General features: G+C 55.4%; 1 protein-coding gene. It reads right to left on the bottom strand.

Annotated features, from left to right (window positions below; all coding sequences use genetic code 11):
- Window positions 1-50: 50 nt before the first annotated feature.
- The coding region (locus tag GS399_RS20550; protein WP_160846538.1) for a PorP/SprF family type IX secretion system membrane protein at window positions 51-937 on the bottom strand (887 nt) is incomplete at its 5' end.

Here is a 937-nt window from a genome sequence, read left to right as displayed (position 1 = left end):
AGTTATCTTCTTATATGTTTTGTTGATTAATCGTTTCATAGCGGTTCAGGTTAAAAAAAACGGGGTGAAACAGCACGGCGTTGTTTGGACGGAAGCAGCAGGCCGATGGAGATCTCATGGGTACCGTTCTGGTAATTGCTCAGCTGGCTGGTGGTGAAGTCATAGGCATAGCCCAGCCTCAGCCAGTTTGTTGGATACACTTCAGCGATCACCGATACGGCGTCCTGCTGCTCCAGGTCGCTCTGCAGGTTGCTCTTGTGCCACATGTTGAACGAGGTCCGGTAGGAGGCTCCCACCGATACTACATCGCCCAGCACAGCAAACAAATTGAAGTCGAAATTACTCGGTCCCTTGAAGTCTTCCTTCCACAGCGCCGTCGGCTTTAGCTTGAAAAAGTCGTTCACCCGGATCAGTGTCCCAGCACCAAAGTAAGCGTGCGGCGACTGGCGCAGGGTCTGCACCAGCTGGTTATTCCAGTTGTAGAACTTGGTTTCGTTTACCGAGAACAGGCTGCTGACCGAGGCGCTCAGATACCAGGTCGGCGTGTAGTAATAAACGCCAAAGTTGGCGTCCGGCTTGACCTTACTCACTTTGCCCACCGGGATGTAGTTATCGTTCTCATCCACATACTGGAAAACGCTTCCGTCCAGCGAATACTGATTCACTCCCACCTCCAGGCCGAAACACAGGCGCTTGGTATCCTCGCTGTTCATCGGCAGCCGGTAGGTATAGCCCAGCCAGAAGGACTCGGTCTGCTCTGCTCCCAGTTCATCGGTCATCACCCGCGCGCTCATCGCTACCCGATCGTCGCGACCCGGCATCAGCCAGTCGGCCGTCAGCGCCGCCGTCTGCGGCGAGCCCGGGAAACCCGTCCACTGACGACGGTAGATCCCGTTTATACTCGTCCCACCACGGTACCCTGCATACGCCGGGTTCA

The sequence above is a fragment of the Hufsiella arboris genome, assembly GCF_009834875.1.
Taxonomy (GTDB): Bacteria; Bacteroidota; Bacteroidia; order Sphingobacteriales; family Sphingobacteriaceae; genus Hufsiella_A; species Hufsiella_A arboris.
Note: the sequence above shows the minus strand (reverse complement) of the source record. Positions and strands in the feature narration are given on the sequence as shown.